This window comes from Microbulbifer sp. JSM ZJ756, assembly GCF_044383805.1.
Lineage (GTDB): Bacteria > Pseudomonadota > Gammaproteobacteria > Pseudomonadales > Cellvibrionaceae > Microbulbifer > Microbulbifer zhoushanensis.
In genome coordinates this window covers 96,167-112,181 of record NZ_JBISER010000008.1, presented here as the reverse complement: position 1 = coordinate 112,181, position 16,015 = coordinate 96,167, and the positions used below count along the sequence as shown (strand labels likewise).

Sequence of the window (16,015 nt, the reverse complement as noted above, 5' to 3'; positions counted from 1 at the left end):
ATCCGCTGGTGCAGATGACTGTCACAAGCCATTAGAGCAAGGGCTGTGCCATGTCTGAACATTTTTGTAACTTATTGAAATGAAAGGATTATTTTGATTTTCCTGGTGGGTCGTCGGGGCGCCAGGTGTCCGCTGCAAGTGTCCGCTGTCCGGCCGGAGAGTGGCCCGGACAGGTGTGCCGTGGGGCGCCGCGCCTTTATGTGGAATCTGGCCCGTGGTAGAGTGCGCGGCCTTTTTTTGACCAGTTTTTAACCCGACTGATTACCCGATTCCGCCCTGGAACCCGACTGCTATGCTGCTCTCCTCGACCAAGGCCGACTGGTTCGGCAATATCCGCCGCGATGTACTCGCGGGCCTGGTGGTGGCCCTCGCCCTGATCCCCGAGGCCATTGCTTTCTCCATCATCGCCGGGGTGGACCCGCGCGTGGGGCTCTACGCCTCCTTCTGTATTGCCGTGGTGATTGCGTTTGTGGGCGGACGCCCGGGGATGATCTCGGCAGCCACCGGTGCCATGGCGCTGCTGATGGTGACCCTGGTGAAAGAGCACGGGCTGCAATACCTGCTGGCGGCCACGTTGCTGACCGGGGTGCTGCAGATCATCGCCGGCTACCTGAAACTGGGCAGCCTGATGAGTTTTGTCTCCAGGGCCGTGGTGACGGGGTTCGTGAATGCGCTGGCGATCCTTATCTTTATGGCGCAGTTGCCGGAGCTGACCAATGTCACCTGGCACGTGTATGCGATGACCGCGGCTGGCCTGGGTATCATTTACCTGTTCCCGCGTATCCCGGTAATTGGCAAGGTGGTGCCGTCGCCACTGGTCTGTATTCTCACCCTCACGGCGGTGGCGGTGTATATGGGCCTCGATATCCGTACCGTGGGTGACATGGGTGACCTGCCGGATACGCTGCCGGTGTTCCTGTGGCCGGAAGTACCGCTCAATTTCGAGACCCTGCAGATCATCTTCCCGTATTCCGCCGCGCTGGCAGTGGTAGGCCTGCTTGAGTCCCTGATGACCGCCACCATTGTGGATGACCTGACCGACACGCCCAGTGACAAGAACCGGGAGTGCAAGGGCCAGGGTGTCGCCAATATCGCCACCGGCATGATGGGTGGCATGGCCGGTTGCGCGATGATCGGCCAGTCGGTGATCAACGTGAAATCCGGTGGTCGCGGGCGGCTGTCTACACTGGTGGCGGGTGTCGGCCTGCTGACCCTGGTGGTGTTCCTGAGTGACCTGGTGGCGGTGATTCCCATGGCGGCACTGGTGGCGGTGATGATCATGGTGTCCATCGGTACCTTTAACTGGGACTCCATCCGCAACCTGAAGGAGCACCCCCTTTCCACCAACCTGGTCATGCTGGCGACCGTGATTGTGGTAGTGTGGACGCACAACCTGGCATATGGTGTATTTGTCGGTGTACTGCTGGCATCCCTGTTTTTTGCCAACAAGGTCGGCCACTTCATGTACGTGGCCTCAGAGCTGGATGAAGAGTCCTCCACCCGCACGTACCGCGTGGTAGGACAGGTATTCTTCAACTCTGCTGACAAGTTTGTCGCTGCCTTTGACTTCAGGGAGGTGGTGGACAAGGTGGTCATTGACCTGAGCCGGGCGCATTTCTGGGATGTTTCGGCGGTATACGCACTGGACAAGACCGTGGTGAAGTTCCGCCGGGAGGGCTCCCTGGTAGAGCTGGTGGGACTGAATGCAGCCAGTGAGACTATCGTCGACCGCTTTGGTGTGCACGACAAGCCGGAAGAAATCGAGAGGGTCCTGGGAGGACACTGATGACCGAGAGTCCAGAAAACAATAACGAAAAACAGGTTAACGGAAAGAAGCGCGAGCCGGTGGTGCTGTCCTGCATCGATGGTTCCCGCCATACCAGTGCCGTGTGCGATTACGCTGCCTGGATTGCGTCGCGCACCGGGGCGCCACTGAAGCTCCTGCACAATATCGAGCGCGGCAATGTGCCGGCAGTGGCTGACCTGACCGGCAGTATTGGCCTGGGGAGCCAGGAGGAGCTGCTGGAAGAACTCACCGCGCTGGAGCAGCAGCGCGCACGCCTGATGGTCCAGCAGGGCAAGCTGATGCTGCAGGCGGCGCGTGAGCGCGCCGCCATGGCCGGCGTGCAGCAGGTGGAAACCTGCCAGCGCCACGACAGCCTGGCGGAATCACTGATCGAGCTGGAAGAGTCCATCCGGGTGCTGGTCCTCGGCATCCGCGGTGAGGAGCATGGCGATTCCGAGCAGGGGCTGGGTTCGCAGCTCGAAAACGTGGTGCGTTCCCTGCACCGGCCGATCCTGGTGGTCAACCGGGAGTTCGCCGAGCCACAGCGCATCATGCTGGCCTACGACGGTAGCGAGGCTGCCGGCAAGGCGCTGCAGATGGTCGCCGAGAGCCCGGTGTTCCGTGGTGTATCCTGCCACCTGGTGTTCGTGGGCGAGCCCGAAAAAGCGGAGGCGTTGCTGGCCGAAGCCAGTGCACAGCTGGACGCTGCGGGCCTGGCAGTAACCGCCAGTAACCTGAAGGGGAACATTGTCGAGGCCCTGACCGCCTACCAGCAGGAAAACGACATCGACCTGACCGTGATGGGCGCGTTCAGCCACAATCGCCTGCGCGACCTGTTGATGGGCAGCGTCACGGCGAAGATGCTGCTCAAAACCCGGCAGCCGGTATTGTTGCTTCGCTGATTACCTGACATTACCCGCCGCGCTGTAGTTGATGCGCAGACCCCGCCCGCCCGGTGCCGTTGCCCGGGCCGGCATGCAAAATGGAGCCGAGGGTCGCCATGAGCCAGTTTTATTCCCCCCACCGATCAGGGCCAGCAACCCCCCCCGTGCCGGCCAGGGTTCGCTCCTTTCGCCACCGCTATCGACAACGCCATATCGGCCGCCTCTACAGCGGCTGGCTGCACCTGGCATTTACCGTTTGTGCCACGGTGGCCGTCTGTATCCTGTGCCTGCTGCAGCTGCGGGCTCCGGCCTGGTATGCCTGGCTGGCAGTGCCCCTGACGTTTGTGTATGTGAACCTGATGGAATACTGGGGCCATCGGGGACCCATGCACCACCCGCCCCGGGGCTGGCGCCGGAAACTGTTGTCCGGCGTCTACCGCCGCCACACGCTGCGCCATCACCGCTTCTTCCACAGTGACGCCATGGCCTTCGACGGCAGCCGCGATTTCCATGCGGTACTCTTTCCGCCGGTGCTGGTGGTGTTTTTCCTGCTGGTGACGGTGGTGCCATCGGGCATCCTGGTGGCGTGGCTGGGAGGCGCCAATGTGGGCTGGCTGTATGCGGCGACGGTGTTGGCCTACTTCCTGAATTACGAGTTACTGCACTTCGCCTACCACACCCGTGAAGATGCGTGGATCGGGCGCCTGCCGGGAATGGCGCGGCTGCGTCGCCTGCATACCTGGCACCACGACCCGCGCCTGATGGGGCAGTACAACTTCAATATCACTTATCCGATCGGGGACCTGCTGTTTGGTACCCTGTACCCGGGCGACGGGGTACGGCAGGGCAAGCCCGTGGGGGGACCCGCGCGCTGACCGGCACGGGCCCCGGGCCTGGTCAGCTCGCCAGCCGCTGCTCGCGCTCCGTGGCCTGCCGGGCCTGCTCCACGGTCATGCCGGCTTTCCGGTGCGGGGTGGGCCTGCCCTCGGCGTCCAGTGCGACGAAGACGATACGGTCCACCTGAAGGATCAGTTCCCGGTCCTGTTTCCTGCGCACCTCGCAGTGGATGGTCAGCGAAGTGCGGCCGATGCCTACCACCTCAAAGCCGAATTCCACCACGTCGCCACAGGATGCCGAGCTGACAAAATTGATTTCCGACATCAGCTTGGTAACCACCATCGGGGTGCCCATCTGGCAGCCGGCAAAAATGGCCGCTTCCTCGTCGATCCAGGCCAGCAGCTGGCCGCCAAACAGGCGCTGTGCGGGATTGAGATCTCCGGGTTTTACGAAGTGGCGGGAATAGTATTTCATGATTACCTCTCTTTACCTCTCGGTGCTGCCAGTGGGTCCCACTGCGCCTGGTGTAGGGCGATGGGGCCCGTGAAATCCTGGTCGGTGACGGTGGTGCCAGTGCAGGGGCCACGGACCATTTACCCCGGATGGTGCACAGAGTGTGCCAATGGCAGATGACAGCAGTAGCGACGCTGCCGGGGAACCGGGTGACAGCTGGCGCGGCCCGATGCATCCCCTGGTGGCAGCCGGCCGGACGGTTGCACCATGAGCCGGCAGGGGCCTGGGGTGTGGGAAGGGCAGCGAGGCGCCGGGACGCCGCTGCCACAGGAGGTGGACGGCTTGGCCAGTTTGGCCTGCTATCGGGATATTCTGGACAGGTTGTTGCGGTGGCAGAGCTGGTTGCTATGGACTGGGACCGCAAGGCCGATAGAATGACTCGCCTCCGTGACCCGGGCGTCGTAGCGCCCGACCGGTAACTACCGGAACAGAATAACCGGCGTGCGGCAGCCACAGGGCCCGCCGCCCCCGCATCCCAGAGCTGAAGGGAGAGACTCAGGCATGATTATCCAGCCCAAAGTACGTGGCTTTATTTGCACCAACGCCCACCCGCAGGGCTGTGCCGCCAACGTGCGTGAACAGATCGACTATATCAAGTCACAGCCAGCCATCGAGGGTGGTCCCAAAAACGTGCTGGTGGTGGGCGCCTCCACCGGCTACGGCCTGGCCTCGCGCATCACCGCCGCATTCGGCTGCAAGGCCGGCACCCTGGGCGTGTTCTTCGAGAAACCGCCGACCGAAAAGCGCACCGCCTCTGCCGGCTACTACAACTCCGCCGCCTTCGAGGAAGAGGCCCACAAGGCGGGGCTGTATGCCAAAAGCATCAATGGCGACGCCTTCTCCGATGAAGTAAAGGCCCAGGCGATTGACATGATCAAGGCGGACATGGGCAAGGTCGACCTGGTGATCTACAGCCTGGCCTCGCCGCGCCGCAAGGACCCGAAAACCGGTGAGCTGCACTCCTCGGTACTGAAGCCGGTGGGTAAGTCCTACACCGCCCGCAACCTGAATACCGACAAGCTGGAAATTTCCGACATCACCCTGGAACCCGCCAACCAGGAAGAGATCGATGCGACGGTCAAGGTCATGGGCGGCGAGGACTGGGAACTGTGGCTGCAGGCCCTGGGGGACGCAGGCGTACTGGCCGACGATTGCAAGACCGTGGCCTACACCTATATCGGCGAAAAGCTCACCTGGCCGATCTACGGCCACGCCACCATCGGCAAGGCCAAGGAAGACCTGGATCGCGCGGCCAAAGAGATCAGTGGCAAGGGGCAGGCCGACGCCCACGTGGCGGTGCTCAAGGCCCTGGTGACCCAGTCCAGCTCCGCAATCCCGGTGATGCCGCTCTACATCTCGCTGGTCTACCAGGTGATGAAGGAAGAGGGGACCCATGAAGGCTGTATCGAGCAGCTTTACCGCCTGTACACCGAGGGGCTGTACAGCGACAGCCCGCGCCTCGACAGCGACAACCGCTATCGCATGGATGACAAGGAGCTGCGCCCGGAGACCCAGGCCCGCATCGAGGAGCTGTGGCCCGAGGTTACCGAAGAGAACCTGTTCGACCTGACCGACTATAAAGGCTACCAGGCGGACTTCCTGAAACTGTTCGGCTTCGGCGTCAAGGGTGTCGATTACGATTCCGAGACCAGCCCGGTTGTGGAAGCGGATTTCAAATAATCCCCCCTCCCGGCCTGTAGGGGCGAACCTTGTGTTCGCCCTGGTCCCAGGCGGCGCTGGAGCATCAGGACAATTCCCTGATCCTGGCTCTGGCCGCAATTAACGCTACCGCTTTTCCCTGGCTGTAATCGCGGCCATGGGCCGCTCCTACATTTACCCTCCCCGAACCTGCATAATTACTCCTTTGGAGAAACTGCAGGAGCACTCCCATGGAATACCGCCAGCTCGGCACCACCGATATCCAGGTCAGTGAAATCTGCCTGGGTACCATGACATTTGGTGAGCAGAATACCGAAGCCGAGGCCCACGGACAGCTGGACTACGCACTCGCCAACGGGGTGAATTTTATCGACTGCGCCGAGATGTACCCGGTGCCGCCGCGCGCCGAAACCTGCGGGCGCACGGAGGAATATATCGGCAGCTGGATCGCGGCGCGCGGCAACCGCGACAGCTTTGTCCTGGCGAGTAAGGTCACCGGGCGCGGCGCGTCGAACTCCGGCGTGGGGCATGTGCGTGGCGGGCCGCGCCTCAGTCGCGAGCAGGTGCTCGCCGCCTGTGACGAGTCCCTGCGGCGCCTGCGCACCGACTATATCGACCTGTACCAGGTGCACTGGCCCGAGCGCCAGGCGAACTTTTTTGGGCGCCTGGGCTACGAGCACGGCAATGACGACGGCATTGCAATTGCGGAGACCCTGGATACCCTGGAAGAACTGGTAAAGGCCGGCAAGGTGCGCCATATCGGAATTTCCAACGAGACCCCATGGGGAATGATGGAGTACCTGAAGTTGTCCGCTGCAGCGGGCAAACCCCGCATCGCCAGTATCCAGAACCCCTACAACCTGCTCAACCGTACCTTTGAGGTGGGTTGCGCGGAGATGGCGATCCGTGAAAAGTGCGGGCTGCTGGCCTATTCACCGCTGGCTTTCGGCGCCCTGTCCGGCAAGTATCTTGGTGGCCGCAAGCCGGACGGCGCACGACTGACGCTGTTCGAGCGCTTCCAGCGCTATACCGGGCCCCGCGCCGTGGCAGCGACGGAAAAATATGTGGCGCTGGCGCAGGAAGCGGGGCTGGACCCGGCACAGATGGCGCTGGCATTTGTTAACCGGCAGCCGTTTGTTACCTCGAATATTATCGGCGCAACCACCATGGCGCAGCTGCGAAGCGATATCGAGAGTGCAGAACTGGTGCTCGCTGAGGACCTGCTGGAACAGATAGAGGCGGTCCACGCCGACAACCCAAATCCCGCACCCTGATACAGTTCTGTCCGGTTTCCACGGGGTGAAGCCAACAAAAAAATCCCGCCACTGCCTCAGGGCAGGGCGGGATTTTTCTTTTGCCCGGTATTCAGGCCGGGCCAGGTTCCGGTCTAGAAGGTATAGGTGGACGAGAGGTAGGCAAAGCGCCCCTGGCCACTGTGTACGCTGGGCGTGAAGCCCATAAAGTCCGAATAGTCCATGGGCGGTTCCTCATCCAGAAGGTTGGTGACGCCCAGGGTCACGGTAATGCTGTCAAAGCCGAAATAGTTCACGGTGGTATCCACGGTGGTCATGGAGTCCACGTCCCCCATCCCGGGCTGCTGAACCGACGCATCCTGGGCGAAGCTGTCGATAAAGTTTACTGCAACACGGGCTGACATGGTGTCGCGGCTCCAGTCCACTGCTGTGGTCCAGCGCATTTCCGGCAGCTCGTAGTCGCCCGCCTCACGGTTGATGCGGGTGCCGCCATCGGCAGCCGGACGCAGTTCCTCGTATTCCAGCATATAGTTCAGGACATAGGAGAAGCCGAAGCTGCCGTAGTCTGTGTCCAGGTTATAGCGCAGGTCCAGGTCGATACCGTTGGTGGTCAGGTCACCGAGATTCTGGAAAGAATCATTGATGTTCACCACCTCGCCGGGATCCCCGGGTATGCCGGTGGGGCGGCGCACTACCACGCCGGGATCATTACCGAAATTGCTGAAGACATATTGGGTATCGGAATCGATGATGTTCTCGATATCGTAGTTGTAGTAATCCAGGGTCATTACCAGCTTTTCGTCCAGGTTGACGATCATGCCCAGGTTATAGCTCTCCGACTCTTCCGGGCCCAGGTCCGGGTTGCCGGAAAATACCGCGGTATATTCCTGCGGTTCACAGGCCTTGTTGATATTGCCCACCGCCTCACAGCGGCTGCTATCCACCAGGTTGGGGGACTCATCGGTACGGCCCAGCCCCAGCTGTGACAGCGACGGTGCACGGAAGGCGGTGCCCCAGGAGCCGCGGAAGGACATGGTGTCCATTGGCGACCACAGGAAGGAGACCTTGGGATCGGTAGTGGTGCCAAAGTCACTGTAGTCCTCGTGGCGCGCTGCCACCTGCACTTCGAGCGTATCCAGTACCGGCACTGCCAGTTCGGCGAAAACAGCGGTGTTGTCCCGGCTGCCGTTGGCCTGGGTGGCCTCGGTACCGAAGATGTCGCCGCGCAGGAACTGGTCATCCGGGTTGTCACTGATGGAGTCCTGGCGGTGCTCGGCCCCCAGTGCCAGCATCAGGTCGCCGCTGGGCATGGCGAGGATGGGACCGGACACCTGGCCGTCATATGAGCGGGTGGTGGATTTACCTACCCGGGTAGTGGTGGTCTCGATATAGGCGAGCGCCTCGGCGGAGTTGGAGGAGGGCTCAAATGGATCCCACAGGCCGCTGTCGATGGCTTCCTGGGTTCGGCGCGCATTCGGGTAGCCGTCCACGCCGCGCTCCACGGCGTCACTCTTGATATAGCTGTAGGCCGCCTCCCAGGTCCAGTCTCCCAGGTCTCCCTCCAGCCCGACAACACTGCGGAAGTAATCCGATTCAACCTCCTTGAGGCGATTGCCGATATCCACCGTGCGCCGGCGCATGGTCAGGTCCTGCTGGTAGAACTGGCTGGTGGGCATATCGGCAAAGGGATGGTTGGGGTTGTCCCCCGCCATGAACAGCTCCTCAAAGCTCGGGCTGCCTGCACCCTGTACGGTGGTCTTCGAGTTCTGGCCATTGATTTCTGCAAAGGCCTCGACACTATCGGAGATATCATAGCGGCCCAGGTAATTGAAGCTCACGCGTTCGGTGGAAGGGATCATGCTCATAAACGGCGCGTAATCGTAACGGCACAGGTTGTTGGCCGCGTCGATATCCTCGGGGGCGCAGACGTCGTTTCCGAAGGTGTCCGGCACGCGCACCGTGGGGTCAGAGGCCAGCTCGATGGTGCCGGGAATGCCCGAGGAACTGCGGAAGTCCGTGGCGAAAGGGTCGTTCGGGCGCAGCGCCGACTGGTTGGCGGAGCGGGAGTAATCCCGGTCGGCGTAGAGGGTTTCCTCACGGTTGAAATAATCCACGATAAAGGTGTGGCTGCTGTTCTCGGTGACGTTACCCCATACCATGCTCAGGTTGCTCTCACTGCCGCCGCCGGCGGAGGTTCCCCCCACCTTGCCGGACAGTTCCACACCGTCGAAATCATCGCGCAGGATAATATTGATTACGCCGGCGATAGCATCGGAGCCATAAGTGGCCGAGGCACCGTCCTTGAGCACATCGACGCGCTCGATGGCGGCAAGCGGAATATTGTTGATATCCACAAACGCGGTATCGATATTCTTGGCAAACGGGCTCACCGATACCCGGCGGCCGTTAACGAGGATCAGGGTGGAGTCGGCACCCAGCCCACGCAGTGAGACACTGGAGCCTCCGTTGGCGGTATCGTCACTGCTGTTGGCCTGGGTAGAGAAGGTCCCCTGGCCAGAGATGGGCAGCTTGCTAAAAAGGCCGATCAGGTCGGTGACACCGGTGGCGGCAATATCCTCGGCATTGAGGCTGGCTACGGGGGATGGCCCGTCCAGTTGCGCCCGCTTGATATGGGAGCCGGTGACCTCCACCAGCTCCATTTCCCGCTCAGCGATATCGGCGTCGCCGCTGGTCGGGTTCGATTGCGCCAGTGTCGGTGCGCTGAACACAAGTGCCGACAGGCAGAGTGCGATTGGGGTTTTCTTGAATTGGTACCTTTCCATAGGTCTGTCCTCTTTATGCATTTTTATTGAGAAAACTATTTTTATTATTACAGCGCTTCGAGACTATCAGTCTACTCCCCTGTCGGGGAGATGCCGAGCGTCAAAGTGAGACCAGTGGGCGACCAAATTTGTGAGCTGGGTCAAGACTGGCGCAATCAATGGGGCGGTAATTCAAAAAGCATTGAAAAATAAACTGTCCGTACCCAAGTCAACGTGAGTACCAGTTTTGATGGCACACTGTGTCAGCCTGCCGGTGCCCGGCGCGGAGATGACCAGTAGTTACACCGTGCTGCGCCGGGCTTCGCGGGCCTGACGGCACTATACTCAGGGAACTTCCCGATGCTGGGATCGCTAGTGGCGTTTTCTTTGGCGCCCGCGAACTTCAACAGACGGAGCAACAACGACGGAGCAACAATGGATACTTCGACTCATCACAACCTCAATGACCTGTTCGCACAGTTGGGACTCGCGTCCGAGGATGCGGCTATCGATGAATTCCTGGCGCGCCATCATCTTTCCGGGGATGAAAAACTCGCCAGGGCGCCGTTCTGGTCTGACAACCAGCGCCGTTTCCTGGAGCAGGCGATTGAGGACGATTCCGACTGGTGTGAAGTGGTGGACGAGCTGGATACGCTGCTGCGTCACTGACGAAGAAAGGCCCGGGCATGATTCAGTGGCATCCGCTGGGCCTGCCGCCCCTGCCCGGGCGACGCATTGCCGGCCATTAGTGTCGCCGGGCAGTACGCCCGTGAATCACTCTTTTCCGCAACCGTTGTTGCCGTGAATTTTTCAGGCACGGGCATAGACCTCAGAAGGCGATCCTGAATCGCAGGCCCATTGTCCACAGGCTGTCTTCAGCCGGGTTCAGGGAGGGATCGAAAATTACCTGGGCATTGGGCGTGATCGCAAACTGAGGTGTCACATGATAACGGTAAAAAACCTCGGCAGTGGTCTGGCTGTCGAGGAATTCATTGTCAGGGCGCGCCCAGCCCACACCGATGCCGAACAGGTCTGAATATTCGGCACAGGGCCGCCAGCCCACGCCGGCGGTCAGGTTGCGATCGACAAACCAGCCGTTTGACCAGCCACCGCGCAGAAATGGCATCAGGTTCCCATTAATCAGCATGTTCCAGTTGAACGCCATTCCATAGGCGCGGGGGCTGCCGTCCTCCAGGGAATTGCGGTACCAGAAGTCAATGCTGAGGTTGTCGGTATCCATGGGCCCGCGGGCCTGGATAGGGGTGCCGCTACCGGCCAGTGCACTGCGGCCAACCTGGATATGGTAAAAGCGCTCATTCTCACTGAAGAAATCACCGGCGGTAAAACCGGTGTCATCACTGCGGGCTGTGTAAACCCCGCCCAGGAAGTACAGGTTGTCATAGCCATAGGGGTAGGCGGCGGCAACCGCACCGAACCCCCGCAAAGGCGATGCAATAGTGGGGCTGGTAGAAAACGTCTGGCTGAGGAACTGCCGGTTGTCATCAAAGAACGGGTAGGCATTGATGTAGTTCGGTGCAAACACCTTTCCAACAGTCCACTGGAAACGGTTGTCGGCGAGGTCCTGGCGCAGGTATGCCTGGGTAATGCCCAGGTCGAATTCGCCCCAGGTGGCGGCGGTGGGGACAATCGAACCGGCGGCAATACCCGCCTGCAACGGCGGCAGTTCCATTTCCAGGGGGCGTCGGTCCTCGATGGCCATATCGAATTCCAGTGAATTCGGCTGGCCCCGGTTGGCCAGCTCCAGGCCCAGGTTCAGGGTGAATTTCTGGCCGACGGAGTTCTCTTCATCAACCAGGCTGTCCGAGTAGCGCTGTCCCAGGACCTGGTAGGAGCCACCAATGGAAAACCCGTATTCCTCGCGCCAGCGTTCCTTGCGCTGCAGCCAGTTCTGCAGGCCGCTGGGAAAGCGAAAACGCCCGCCCCTGGGGCGATCGATCTCCTCCAGGTCACCGCCGGCTGACAGGGTCCCGTCGAGGAGATCTGGCACCTCCTCTGTATAGGTACCGGTGGTGCTGTCCTGGTAATAGCTGGTGTCGGGACCTGGCGGCGGGGGAGTGCCCTGGGCACTGGCAAAGGCCGGCAGCAGCCATATCCACAAGGCAATTCGGCGGGCCGGAGCAGGCACTGTCATTCCTGCCACCGGGGCAGGTCGCTGCCGCGGACGCTCACCAGCGGCTCGCGCCACCGCCCCGGTGTTTTTGAAAACTTCACCTGCGGCGCGAGCCGGTATACCTCGCCGTAAGACGAGGCAGCGGTTAACGTTTCCGGTGCCTGCATACGGTGCTCCGGCGCGCTGGCATCGAATTCCTTGTCCGGGAACATGCCCAGGCTCTGGTACCACATGGCGGCCCGGGACAGGCTGACGCGCACGTGGTAACTGCCACCGGATTCGGCGCGGCGTCGCAGCGCTTCGGTGACACCGGCGGCGCCCAGGTAGCCCGCGATATAATCGTTCAGCACCAGGGTAGGGGGGAACTGTGGCGCTTTCCCGCCCCCTTCGGCCATGGTGTAGCCGGTGACGGTCACCGCCTCCATGTCGAAAGCGGCCCTATCTTTCCAGGGGCCGTCCCAGCTGTACCCGCGCAGCGACAGGTAGATGATGCCCGGGCGCTTCTCCGCCACTTTCTCGACGCTGAAACCCAGGTTGGCGATGGAGCGCCCGCGGAATCCCTCGATAAAGACATCGGCACCGGGGACCAGCCCCGTCAAGGTTGCGTTCTGTTCCCGGTTCCGCAGGTCGAGCCAGGCAGAGCGCATGCCGACGTTAACGTCGGTAATCAGTATTTCATGCTCGAAAGATTGATCGCGGGCAATATGCAATACCTCTGCCCCCTGTTCGGCCAGTGTGCGGGCGGCACAGGTCCCCGCGATCACGTGGGTGAGAGACAGGCAGCGGACGCCGGAGAGGGGTTGTGCCGGGTTTTCACGGAAAGGTTCCGGTTCCGAGTCACCGACCTTAACAATTTCGATCAGAGGCCGCCCGGCCAGGTATTTGCCCTCGGGATGCGCAAGCCACTCCCCGGTAGTGCGGTGCATTGCACCTACCGCGCCGCCGTCTGCCAGGGCCTGCTCCAGCTCCTCCCCGTCGCGCCGCTTTACAGCCCCGGCAATAGACTTCCGGTTTGGTTCTGCCCCGAGCAGATTGAGGGCGCGATGGTAGAGGTGCGGGTAGACGCCGGTGATATTCATAAAGCGACCGTCTCGGGTCTCGAACGGCACAAATGACATCGGGTTGCCGGGGCCAAGAGGCGCCTGGTACCAGAGCCCGTTCACGGTCGGCACGAAGGAAAAACCATTGGCAACCGGGTCATCGGCAGCCAGGTCACCATTCTTCTGGCGCTGGCGCATCACCAGCGTCATGATGGGGTTGATGTTGTAGATGGATTCCCGCAGGTCCACTTTCAGGTCCTGGCCCTCACCGGTGCGTTGTTTCCAGATGGCTGCGGCCCCCACTGCCGCGGCCATGGCCGGCAGGGCCATACAGGTGCCGATACGGAAATGGCTGCGCAGAATCGGGTCGCGGCCGGTAAAGGTCACCTCGCCGCCGCCGTCAGCAGGACTGCGACCCAGTTCCTGCATAAAGCGGGAGAATGCCTCGTCGATATCAAATGGGGAGCTGCCCGGGCCCTGGGCTCTCCTGATGGATGCGGCCAGGCCCTGTTCCGGGAACATGCTGCCGAGTGCCGGGAAGAGTAGGGCGGCGCCTCCGGTGCGAAGAAAGTCCCTGCGACTGACAGGCATGACAACCCTTCCTCTAGAATTATGAAGCATCGGGCCGAGCGGCCTTCAGGCTAAAATCTGGCACAAATATTCCGGTTTTCCTGAACCCCAGCGTGATTATGTCGCCCTAAGTTCCACGTCATGAATGGATTCGGATTTGCAAAGTTCCGCGCGCCAACATTATTCCGAAGTTGGACGGCTGGTAACGGTGGGCGTAACCGGCCAGCTGGTGATTTTCGCGCTGTCCGTTGCGATGGCACGCAACCTGTCTGTCGCGGACTTCGAAGCCTATGTGGTGGCGGCGGCCCTGTTCCTGTTGATGGTGGCCATTGCCGCGCAGGGGCTGGACAAGTATGCATTGCGATTGCTGCCCGGTAAGTTCGATCGGGGTGACTGGCAGCTGGCGGCGGATTACGTTGTCTTTGCGCTTAGGCGGGTTCTCGTCGGTGCGCTGGTGGTGGGCCTCGCCGGGGCGCTCTGGGCGCGGTATGTGCGCGAATTCCCGCCGGGCACCCTGTATGCGGTTTACCTGGCCTGCGCGGGGGTGCCGCTGGGGGTGCTGGTCTGTTTCCTGGGCGCGGTACTGAGCGCCACCGGCGATTGTGCGCGGGCGGCCTTCCTGACCCTGCTCTTGCCCCCGGCGGTGGCGCTGCTGGCCCTCGGCGGTGCAATTTTGCTCCGGCTGCCCCTGAGCGGCGCGGTGGGCATTGCCTGCTGGGGCGTGGGATGGCTGGTGGCACTGCTGGCTGTGGTGGCCCGGGTGCAGCGTGCCTGGTCCGGGCCGCGCCGGGCCCTGGCCCGGGGTGTGCCGCGGCCCGGGTGGCGCGCTGCGGCCATGCCCTTCTGGCTCTATCGCCTGGCCATGGGGGCGGTGGCGCATATGGCGGTGATACTGCTGGACTGGCTGCAGCCCTCTGCCGCGGCAACGGGGGCATACGCCGCGGCCATGTCGATGGCCGGCGTGGCGGCGGTGCTGGCAGTGGCCACCAACCGGGTTTACGCGCGGGAACTCTCAGTCCTGATGGAGCGGGGCGATTACACCGGGGTCGACCGCTACCGGCGCCAGCGGCTGCTGTGGCTGGTGCCGGTGCTGGTGGTATTCCTGCTGGGCGCCTTCCTGTTTACCGATGACCTGTTGCGCCTGTTCCGCCCGCAGTTCGTGGAGGAGGGAAGGGCCGCCTTCCGCCTGCTGGCGCTGAGTACTGCCGCCACGGTCTGGCTGGGGGTGGCCCCGACCTACCTCAAGTACCAGCGCCACCACCGCATTACCTTCGCGGCCCTCACTGCCTGTGCGGTAATCCAGTTGCTGTTGCTGGTGATACTGGTCCCGGGGCTGGAGGCCAGCGGTGCCGCTATCGCCTATATGGTTTCGATGATGGGCATGTACGGCTTTCTCGCCCTGTATGCCCTGCGCCAGCTGCGCGCCAGGCGGCACCAGGAGCAGCCCCCGCAATCCGGGTGAATTCCCGGCACCCGGCGGCGCAACAGTCGCCGGTTATCCGCTATAATGCGCCGCTTTCTACCACCTGGCGGCGAGTACACTCCCTGACCCATGGAAAAACCGCATTTTCGCGCGGCCCTGTTGCACCCGCGTTACTGGCCTACCTGGCTGCTGTTCGGACTCTGGTTCCTGGTGGCGCAGCTGCCCTATCGCTGGCAGCTGGCCTGCGGCCGCGTGCTGGGCCGCGCGATGCTGCGACTCGCGCCCAGCCGGCGCCTGATTGCCGAGCGCAACCTGGCATTGTGTTTCCCGGAATTGTCGGCTGAAGAACGGGCTTCCCTGCTGAGGCGCAACTTTGAGTCCAACGGTATCGCGCTGATGGAAACCGGCATGGCCTGGTTCCGCAGCAGCGACTGGCTGCGCCGGCGTTTTACCATCGAGGGGCTGGAGCACCTGCAGGGACCCGCGCAGCGGGGGCAGGGTGTGGTGATGCTGGCCATGCACTTCACCACCCTGGAGATCGGTGCCCAGTTCATGTCCCTGTGCCACCCGGTGGATGGCATGTACCGGCCGCACAAGAACCCGGTGTACGACTATATGCAGCGCAAGGGGCGCGAGCGCCATGGTGCGGATTCCGAGGTGTTCCAGCGCAAGGATGTGCGCGGCATGCTGCGGGCACTGAAGCGCGGAAGGGCAGTCTGGTATGCACCGGACCAGGATTACGGCATCAAGCAGGGCGTGTTTGCCCCGCTGTTCGGCCAGCCGGCCGCCACTGTCACGGGCACTTCGCGCTTTGCGCGGGTGGGACGGGCCCAGGTAGTGCCCTATATTGTCCGGCGGCTGGATAATGGCGCCGGCTACGCGGTCAAAGTGTATTCGCCGATCGCAGAAATTCCCTCCGGGGACGAACTGCGGGACGCGACATTGGTCAATCAGTTCGTGGAAGCGCGTATGCGCGAGTTGCCGGAGCAGTACATGTGGGTGCACCGGCGGTTCAAGACACGCCCGCCGGGAGAGCCCGGCATCTATGACGGGGTGCGTAAGCGCAAGAAGAAGCGGCGCCGCGACCGCCGTTAATCCCCGGTCGCCCGGCTCTGGCATCCGCCGGGCGCCATCAGTAACATACCGGTTTCTTTGCG

The 16,015-nt window shown here is 62.1% G+C and carries 12 protein-coding genes; 8 read left to right on the top strand and 4 right to left on the bottom strand.

Annotation, left to right across the window (positions count from 1 at the left end):
- Positions 1-292 precede the first annotated feature (292 nt).
- The 3 genes from ACH6CX_RS13645 (at position 293) to ACH6CX_RS13635 (ending at position 3,545) form a co-directional block, all read left to right on the top strand.
- Entirely contained in the window at positions 293-1,786 is a 1,494-nt protein-coding gene (locus ACH6CX_RS13645; protein ID WP_370636671.1) for a SulP family inorganic anion transporter, read from the top strand.
- A complete protein-coding gene (locus tag ACH6CX_RS13640; RefSeq protein WP_232941160.1) occupies positions 1,786-2,688 on the top strand; it encodes a universal stress protein in 903 nt (300 codons plus the stop codon). The genes ACH6CX_RS13645 and ACH6CX_RS13640 overlap by 1 nt, the downstream gene beginning before the upstream one ends.
- Before the next feature lie 146 nt (positions 2,689-2,834).
- Positions 2,835-3,545, top strand: a complete 711-nt coding sequence (locus tag ACH6CX_RS13635; RefSeq protein ID WP_396675567.1) for a hypothetical protein — start codon at positions 2,835-2,837, stop codon at positions 3,543-3,545.
- A gap of 22 nt (positions 3,546-3,567) precedes the next feature.
- Here the strand turns inward: ACH6CX_RS13635 and ACH6CX_RS13630 are convergent, their stop codons facing one another.
- Complete coding sequence (locus ACH6CX_RS13630; RefSeq protein WP_232941164.1) at positions 3,568-3,981, bottom strand: acyl-CoA thioesterase; 414 nt, start codon at positions 3,979-3,981, stop codon at positions 3,568-3,570.
- Positions 3,982-4,521: 540 nt separating this feature from the next.
- Between ACH6CX_RS13630 and fabV the strand changes: the two genes are divergently transcribed.
- Both fabV and ACH6CX_RS13620 read left to right on the top strand, forming a co-directional pair.
- Positions 4,522-5,700, top strand: a complete 1,179-nt coding sequence (gene fabV, locus ACH6CX_RS13625) for an enoyl-ACP reductase FabV (protein ID WP_232941165.1) — start codon at positions 4,522-4,524, stop codon at positions 5,698-5,700.
- Positions 5,701-5,909: 209 nt separating this feature from the next.
- Positions 5,910-6,953: an NADP(H)-dependent aldo-keto reductase gene (locus tag ACH6CX_RS13620; RefSeq protein WP_237063526.1), complete on the top strand. Its 1,044-nt coding sequence runs from the start codon at positions 5,910-5,912 to the stop codon at positions 6,951-6,953.
- Between the two features lie 113 nt (positions 6,954-7,066).
- Here ACH6CX_RS13620 and ACH6CX_RS13615 read toward each other — a convergent pair whose 3' ends face one another.
- On the bottom strand, positions 7,067-9,715 hold the full coding sequence (locus tag ACH6CX_RS13615) for a TonB-dependent siderophore receptor (protein WP_232941167.1): 2,649 nt from the start codon (positions 9,713-9,715) through the stop codon (positions 7,067-7,069).
- A 414-nt stretch (positions 9,716-10,129) separates the two neighbouring features.
- Between ACH6CX_RS13615 and ACH6CX_RS13610 the strand changes: the two genes are divergently transcribed.
- Positions 10,130-10,363 (top strand): DUF2789 domain-containing protein, encoded by a 234-nt coding sequence (locus ACH6CX_RS13610; RefSeq protein ID WP_232941168.1) that lies wholly within the window; start codon positions 10,130-10,132, stop codon positions 10,361-10,363.
- Between the two features lie 160 nt (positions 10,364-10,523).
- Here ACH6CX_RS13610 and ACH6CX_RS13605 read toward each other — a convergent pair whose 3' ends face one another.
- Positions 10,524-11,813, bottom strand: coding sequence for a carbohydrate porin (locus ACH6CX_RS13605; protein WP_396675566.1), 1,290 nt, complete (start codon positions 11,811-11,813; stop codon positions 10,524-10,526).
- Positions 11,814-11,842: 29 nt separating this feature from the next.
- The gene (locus tag ACH6CX_RS13600; RefSeq protein WP_237063522.1) at positions 11,843-13,456 is read right to left on the bottom strand and encodes a CoA transferase; all 1,614 of its coding nucleotides are present in this window, start codon (positions 13,454-13,456) and stop codon (positions 11,843-11,845) included.
- Positions 13,457-13,592: 136 nt separating this feature from the next.
- On the opposite strand from ACH6CX_RS13600, the gene ACH6CX_RS13595 reads away from it, so the two are divergent.
- Together ACH6CX_RS13595 and lpxL are read left to right on the top strand one after the other, a co-directional pair.
- A complete protein-coding gene (locus tag ACH6CX_RS13595) occupies positions 13,593-14,897 on the top strand; it encodes a polysaccharide biosynthesis C-terminal domain-containing protein (protein ID WP_334078800.1) in 1,305 nt (434 codons plus the stop codon).
- A 90-nt stretch (positions 14,898-14,987) separates the two neighbouring features.
- Positions 14,988-15,953, top strand: coding sequence for an LpxL/LpxP family Kdo(2)-lipid IV(A) lauroyl/palmitoleoyl acyltransferase (lpxL, locus tag ACH6CX_RS13590; protein ID WP_334078799.1), 966 nt, complete (start codon positions 14,988-14,990; stop codon positions 15,951-15,953).
- Positions 15,954-16,015: the final 62 nt, after the last annotated feature.